The 7,244-nt window shown below is 47.1% G+C and carries 6 protein-coding genes and 1 pseudogene; 3 read left to right on the top strand and 4 right to left on the bottom strand.

Annotated elements, in window-relative coordinates; genetic code table 11:
* Positions 1-234: 234 nt before the first annotated feature.
* On the bottom strand, positions 235-924 hold the full coding sequence (locus H6F88_RS04515; RefSeq protein WP_190641559.1) for an S-layer homology domain-containing protein: 690 nt from the start codon (positions 922-924) through the stop codon (positions 235-237).
* A 275-nt stretch (positions 925-1,199) separates the two neighbouring features.
* Between H6F88_RS04515 and H6F88_RS04510 the strand changes: the two genes are divergently transcribed.
* Entirely contained in the window at positions 1,200-1,490 is a 291-nt protein-coding gene (locus tag H6F88_RS04510; RefSeq protein WP_190641558.1) for a hypothetical protein, read from the top strand.
* 235 nt (positions 1,491-1,725) lie between these two features.
* Here the strand turns inward: H6F88_RS04510 and H6F88_RS04505 are convergent, their stop codons facing one another.
* From H6F88_RS04505 to H6F88_RS04495, 3 genes are all read right to left on the bottom strand, one after another.
* The gene (locus H6F88_RS04505; protein ID WP_190641557.1) at positions 1,726-2,367 is read right to left on the bottom strand and encodes a hypothetical protein; all 642 of its coding nucleotides are present in this window, start codon (positions 2,365-2,367) and stop codon (positions 1,726-1,728) included.
* Positions 2,368-2,691: 324 nt separating this feature from the next.
* The gene (locus H6F88_RS32580; RefSeq protein ID WP_199333451.1) at positions 2,692-3,618 is read right to left on the bottom strand and encodes a hypothetical protein; all 927 of its coding nucleotides are present in this window, start codon (positions 3,616-3,618) and stop codon (positions 2,692-2,694) included.
* A 340-nt stretch (positions 3,619-3,958) separates the two neighbouring features.
* Positions 3,959-6,247 carry a DEAD/DEAH box helicase family protein gene (locus tag H6F88_RS04495; protein WP_190641556.1) on the bottom strand — a complete coding sequence of 763 codons (2,289 nt, stop codon included), beginning with the start codon at positions 6,245-6,247 and terminating at the stop codon, positions 3,959-3,961.
* A 280-nt stretch (positions 6,248-6,527) separates the two neighbouring features.
* On the opposite strand from H6F88_RS04495, the gene H6F88_RS04490 reads away from it, so the two are divergent.
* Complete coding sequence (locus H6F88_RS04490) at positions 6,528-7,133, top strand: hypothetical protein (protein ID WP_190641555.1); 606 nt, start codon at positions 6,528-6,530, stop codon at positions 7,131-7,133.
* Positions 7,133-7,244 (top strand): annotated as a pseudogene (locus H6F88_RS34305) (IS6 family transposase); the annotation flags it as partial. The gene H6F88_RS04490 and the pseudogene H6F88_RS34305, both read left to right, overlap by 1 nt.

Here is a 7,244-nt window from a genome sequence, read left to right as displayed (position 1 = left end):
CAGCGATACATCGCGTAACCTAAATCAGTAGTGCGTTGCAATCGAGTGGTGTGAGCCGAGCTGCAGTGAGGACAATTCATCGAAGGCTGACTAAACGGAAGTTGAGGGCAGAAGCTAGTTTATCAGGCAGGGGCTTCTACCCTCAATTTGAGTACTCAGTTCTGACAGTTTCATTTTTACAAGCTTATACCTCCACTGCCGCTATGCATTTTTGCACAGGAGCGATCGCTTGGCTTAGGGAATATAGGGAAACTCGATCGCAGGAGCACTGCCAGTCGCCACCAGACCCTGATAAATTGAGGCGGCCACTTCAGCACGGGTCGCGGCGCGATTGGGATTGAGAACATCAATGTTGGGGTAGTTCACGGTGAGGTCGCGGAAGGTCGCCGCCGCCACGCCATCATGGGCATAAGAAGGAATTGAATCGTAGTCAAGGAAGCCACCTGTCACGCTGGCATTGGTTCCACTCGGCTGAAACTGTAGACCGCTCGCCAGAGCGACTAAAACCTGAGCGCGGGGCATGGGCTGATCTGGGTTAAAGACATTGCCAGGATAACCACTGAGAAAGCCTTCGGTGTAAGCGGTTTGGATAGCGCTGGCAGCCCAATAGCTACTAGGCACATCCCGAAAACGAACGGCACTGCGAACAGTCGGTCGGTCGAACGCCTGCCCGACCAAAACGGCAAACTGGGCACGAGTAATCGGCTCGTCGGGGCGAAAGCTGCCGTCGGCAAAGCCGCGAATCACATCACGATCGACGAGTGCTTGAATGAATTGTGCTGCCCAATAATCTGACGCTACATCTGAAAAAGTGGTTTGTGCTTGGGCCGGAATCTGTCCCATTAGTGAGGACAGCATTGCAACGGTCAGGCTGAGGGACAGGAATCGAATAAATCGGCTAGAAAATTTAGCTTGAATAAACATAAGTGATGAGTCGATGATGAGGTAGAAATTGGCCCAGAGCGGTGTAATCGAAAGTGTCAGAGCTTTGTGTAAGGCTTTGACAAGTACCGAGAGAAGCGATGCTCCAAGGGAGCCGCTTCGCGAACGGAGAATTCCATAGCAAAACGCATTAAGAAGGACCTTTAAGCAGTTCCAGGTTGCTTTCCTCCCCTTCCGCCTTCGGACAAATGCCATGTAACGCTGCACCAGCTTTGACAAGATTGAGAAAAGGGGAGGCGATGTATTAATATCTTGACATGCAACCATTGCGACTACTGCTTGAAACCCAGGAGGCAGCCCAAGAGGTTGCCTTTATGCTGAGATGCAAGTACGACGGGTGCAACATGATTATGCTACCGCCGATGCATGACACCCTAGCGTTACGAACGGCGATCGAACTGGTTGGAGTCGATTTCTGCTTTGATGGGGACTACTACCCCCTAATATTGCAGCAGTCTAAGGAGGCAGTAATCGATTTGAGCGAAAAGGAAGCATCCGAGCGAATCAGTCGGAAGGCTCAGTTGTGGTGTGACCAATCTCCGTTCTGATCCCACTTTGCAGAAACATTGCCAAAAGGACCATTGAGCTAGTGTTTGTAGTACAGTTGTAAGCTTAGTTAATTAGCACCTTGAAAATTAAACACTGCCGAGTTAGCGTCATTTTCGGCAATGATGTTAACTGTTAACAGTTCGTTTGAGCGGCTGCAAACAACCTTCGCCATGTACCAAGATCTTTCATCAGTCTGCTCCAAGTGAATTGTTAGACAATTGTAAGTAAAAGTTCTTAATCTACTAACCACTGCCCAAGCAGATAACCAATAAATAGCAACTGAAACCCCCAAAATAAGGTAGCTCCAATTCCAATCCAATAAGCTAACAGAAAAGCTTGTGCAATTTTTCTTGATACTCCCTGATACCAGGGAGTGTGTCTGCCACTGCTTTCCAATTGGTTCCACAGCCAAAAAATAAATGTGAAATGGATTGCCAGTAGAGACGCTATTATGAGCATTCCTAAATTGCTCGGATCGTAGAGATAGCCATAGTGATGACGAACCACTAGCCACAGTGCCATAAATAGACTGCTTCCGATAGCAATCCATCTTGCAGAAATTAAGAAACCTGCAATCTTGCTCAGTACATTTTGCGATGGGGAGGCAGAATGAGGAGTTTCTGCTTGGCTCCACTGTCGAAAAATAAGTACTAGGCTCACAGCAAGCAATCCTGCCAACACCGAAGCACCCTGCAACCAAGTGTCTTCATGTACTCCCCGTAACCAGGGTATTAATGAACCAGCATTGGCGCTATTAGGTTGAAAATTAGTGTCTCTAAGAGGAGAAACGTGATGAACAAAGACTGCACTAGCAGCAGAAAAAATTAGAAGAAACCCAAAACTAATAATGGGCAGGCGTTGAGTTGGTCGTTGCATAATCATAAAATTCCTTAGAGCGTCTTAACCGATAAGGACACTCCCTTTTGTAGAGACACTGTTTCACCTAGAACTGTTTCTGTCTAACGACCAAGCTCACCGGACATAGCTAACCTTTGCACCTAAACCGACCAGTTTTGTACATTCCGGTGCAGTGCATCTGGAGCGAGGGATTGAGATGCTACGGCAGAAGGTTGAGAAAATTGAGCGGTTGGATAGACAGGTGGGGCGATCGCCGGTTTTTCAAAACTCTGGCAAGGGCACCAGAGTATCCCTTGTGGGATGGGTGACTACTCCGCTGAGTTTAACGGCACCCGGTAGAAGCTATAGCCAAAGCTCTGCCTGCTTCTTTTTCAGGCTTTTCATGTGACGGATGGTGACTGCCAAAGGATTAATCCCCTGTATGAGTAGCAATCCCATCCAGCAAAGCAGTTTGAGTTGGCTAAAAGCGGAAGGACGAGTGAGGCTTTCGTGGATAGCAATTCGGGCTTCATCCAAAAAGCTGTCGTATTCCTCCACAATGGGAGCGTCATGAAACACCCGCCCATTAATACCGTTAACCCCACTCACCCAATGGTTTCCCATCTGAATTCGATCGAGCTGAGCAACTTCAAGGTGATAGAGGTCGTGATAGTGAATCCAAACGTTTCGGACTTTGACCCCTCTCTTACCGATTTTGATTGGGATCAGGCTAATACTGCCCAGTCTATGCTTCAGGTTCACCGTTTTGGCATGATTGATGCAATTTGCTAGCCAAACTTTCACCAGAGCAAGCAGCTTTCTGTGATGGTGAGTCCACCAGACGGCGAACTTTCTTTTTCCATCTGATATCAAGAGTTGATTCTGGTTTTGCTGAGAAACGAGTGGTGTGTTGGAGGGTTCGTCTAACAACAGGAAAAGATAGTAAGGAAACCAGGTAAAGCAGAGGGGCGAGCGCCTCCCATGCTGATGCTCCCTCTGATTGAGGCACTCTCTAAACCGCCGTTTGAGGCTATGACGATGCCAAGCTAAAGTATCTGCGGGTAAGCGATCGCGTCGTCTATAAACAGCAAAAGCCCGCAACAACAGTCGTTTCATTTGAGGTGCAACCTCCTGATCAAGCTTTTCCTCTGCCGACAGTGCTATTTGCAGCGTTTTTTGCTGTCGCTTTGACAGGTGATTTGCATTTAGCTGCTGCTGTTTTGAAGCAGCAGGGTGTTGAGTGGAGACTAAGCATTGAGTTAAACGGTGATGAGAAAGGTAGCCAATCATGCCGAATTCAAAACTCTACTAACTTTCTCTCAGGAGAAACGCTGTTTTTTGGGTGATATCTGAAGTCCAAGACCTAATTAATTTCGCGAATTAAGAAAATTGGTAGTTGAAAGCAACAACAAAGGCTTGACATCCCTACCCAATCAAGGGTGTCTAGAAGGAGCCAAGAGCATTGAACAGGCAAAAAAGTCCCAGTATTACTGCCGGAGCTTTGTCCGTCTAAGAGGAGATCACGGATTGAGACAACGAGGATCTTCAACTTCAAGTCAAAGTAAGCTTCTCAATCATCAAAACCTGACAAGAGCCCGAACTTTTTGCAATTTTGCAGTCGCTATCCCAACTAGACAAACTGAGCCCTTTGTCTCATCCTGGCATTGTCTATCCGTGTCTTTTCTGTATGAGCTTTGCAAGATAAAACTTGCAGGTTGTCCAGGGTCGTTCGACCACCTTCCGACATGGGTTTAATGTGATCGACTTGAAAGTCCCGTCGCATCTGACTCTTAAACCCACTTGTAGCACAGGTGATGAATCCGTTTGCATCTGTACATTTAGCAAATACAGCATCCTTAATTTCCCTGTACTCAGCTGGGTCTATTTCCCGAATTTCAACAAGCGAGAGAGTATCGAGTGGTACTGATTCGGGGATTATAGTCGGTTCACTTACGTTCAAACCAGGGTAGAAACCAAGCAATTTGTTGATTTCAATGTCTACCTGTTTCTTAAAGTATAAATAGTTGTACCCAAACAAAACTTGCCAGAAGGATGTACTGTCATTCCATAAAGAGTCAAGATACTCTTTCTCCTGTATGCGGTCTAATTTCCGCTCAATCATGTGCTTTGCCACAATTGACAAGTCGCATTTTCGGCGTTGACTGAAAGCGATAAATCCTGGTTCTGCTTGTTTTTGTGCGTAGAATCGCAAGATATTTTCGATATCGGCGTCTCTATACCCAATCAAGAATGGGTAGTCAGGGAAATACAGTTCTTTTGTAAGTTGTAGGAGGTACTTAAGCTCCTCTTCAGTCAGGATCTCCCTGTTTCCAATGTCAATGCTCTTAAATAGAGCTGCTAAATCATTGACGAAGCAATCGTAGGCTTCTTCAGTGTCAGTGTAGATGAGCACATCATGGTTCCTGGGCATAGACTCGTTTGACTCAGATGGCTCAAGAATTGAAAAGCAGTAAATGCCAACCGGAACTCGCTTCAAAAAATCTAGTTTTTCGATGGTAGTGGTGTCAATAGAGTCGTCCATCATCCGGGCAAACTCTTCAATCTTCTCAATGGAAATAAGTCGGGCAATCCTTTTTGCTGTCTCGGTAGGGATTATAGGAGGCTCACCTTCTTCAATGTGAAGCTTTTCGGGATTCACCCAATTAATCTTGTCTTCCCAGTTATCGATGAAGCTGACGACATAGGCTTTGTCAGTTCCACCTGCCTTCTGTCCTCGCAAAGCTCTACCAATCATTTGTGTCATCAAAATGGTAGAGGTGGTTGGACGGGTCAGGAAAACAGTCTGAACGTTTGGAAGGTCAGTTCCCTCGGTCAGCATCTCTACGTTGATGAGAACCTCAAGCTCCCCCCTTCTGAACCGCTGAATTTTCTCTCCGTTCTCCTTGGGTGAAACCTTCGCGTTGGTTGCTCCATCTACAAGCTCACCAACCACAAAGTCAGAGTTGATACCTCTATGTTGAAATACGGCGTTTATTGCGATCGCATGGGCTACATCAATGGCGAAAACCAACAAGGGTTTGTACTTTTCGCGGTTCTCAACATAATGGTCAACAATTCGTTTATTTCGGACACTGGACATTGCAAGCCTTTCGGCAACTGCTTTAGGGAGTTTGTCAAATGCCTCGATCGCTTTGATATCCCTGTCAGTCAATTCCCGGCAAAAATCTAGATTTGTCTCCAGACTTTCAAAGACTGGCTCGGCCAGGATACCTCTATTGACTAACGTTCTTAAGTGTTCTGAAAAGATAATGTCTTGAGGAAACACATTCTTCAGTAGCCCTTTTTCGCTCTCATTTGTTCTAAATGGAGTGGCTGATAATCCTAGCATTTTGAAACCACTATGGATTCCTCTCTTTTGGAAATCCTGCTTGATGGCATTAATCAGGTTTCGGTAGGTCTTTGCTGTGGCATGATGTGCTTCATCAAGCACCAGCAAAATTGAATCGGTTTGCCTAACCCAGTTGTCTAAAAGGTGATTCAAACCGCCGTTGAGGCTGTCCTTGCTAGCAATAATGATGTCATCGGTTGGTTGGATGTTAACTGGACGATCGTGCTTTGGATGCCCGGAAATCACACGGTATCTAAAATTTCTAACGTTACCTAGCAATGATGAGTAAGCACTGAGTTGTACGGTCTCAAATGCCTGGTTGAGCAGTTCGTGGCGATGAGCAATCCACAAAACCTTCTTCCTCTGATCGATGAAGTTACGCAGGAGCCAGTGAACGGCTGTCAGAGTCTTTCCGCCGCCTGTAGGCAAAACTAGCAAACCTTCAAACGACGATTTGTTCTGCTCATCCAGCTTTCGGATCGCTTCGTTCTGATGAGGATAAAGTTCTCTAGGGCTTTTGCCTACAGCGACCTGGATCTGACCTGCGTACTCAACTTGAACAGTCTTCATAGTGCTGTAAATCTGATAATAGCTGTGAATTCTCGGCCTGTTCAACCGCTCATACGCTTGCAGCACCTTCGCTTCACAGTATTCCCAAAGGATAAGAAGCTGTCGAGGTGTAGAATTGGAATTCTTGAAAACTTCTCGCATCAAGGGGCTTCTACCTCCAAGTCGAGTACCCAGTTCTGACAGTTTCCTTGTTTCTGCCAAAAATCACCACGTCGATCGAGCGGTCGTATAATTTCTTGGTAAAGCGATTTCCACCTTCATCGCCCTGAGGTTGACCTGCATGACGGCTGAACTAACAACGACTGCAAACTACCTCGATGTTCTTCAACAGGCAGTCGTGGCGTATCGCTCTGGCAAGCGCGATCGCCCCGATCCCGCTACGGTCGTTGCGGCTTTGCTGCAAGCCGAGAAAGCCGCCAAACAGCAGCGATCGACCTACCCGCTAGAGTCGCTATTGGGGCAGTGGCGATTGTGCTTTACAACGGGAACTCGTAAACTCCGCCGTAATAGTGGAATTGTCCTCGGCAAAGGTTTCTACCTGCCGCGCTTCAGTCCGGCGCAGATCAAATTTGAGCAGACAGCGATCGCATCTCTACTGGCTGCGAGCAACCAAATTCAACTCGGCAGCTTTAAGCTGAAATTCACCGGGCCAGCGAAGTATTTGGGCAAGAAGAATCTGTTGGCATTTGACTTTACCCAAGTGCAGTTTGAACTTGGCGAGCGATCGCTGTTCACGGCAGATTTTCGAGGGGGCAAGGCGAAAGTGGCGGCGTTTGAGCAAATTGCGATTGCAAAGCTACCCTTCTTTGCCTTTTTCCTGGTGACCGAGGAATTCATCGCGGCACGAGGGCGGGGGGGTGGTCTAGCGCTGTGGATTCAAGAGTAGACATGGCAGCAGCAAAAGCGTTTTTTGCTGGGGCACATGAGGTGGTGGAACAATCACCGCAACGAGTGGTGACAGATGGGCTGAGTTCGTATCCCAGAGCAATTCATGAGG

The organism is Oculatella sp. FACHB-28 (assembly GCF_014696015.1).
Taxonomy (GTDB): domain Bacteria; phylum Cyanobacteriota; class Cyanobacteriia; order Elainellales; family Elainellaceae; genus JAAUTN01.
The sequence above is the reverse complement of the archived record's forward strand: the minus strand, read 5'-3'. Positions and strand labels throughout refer to the sequence as shown.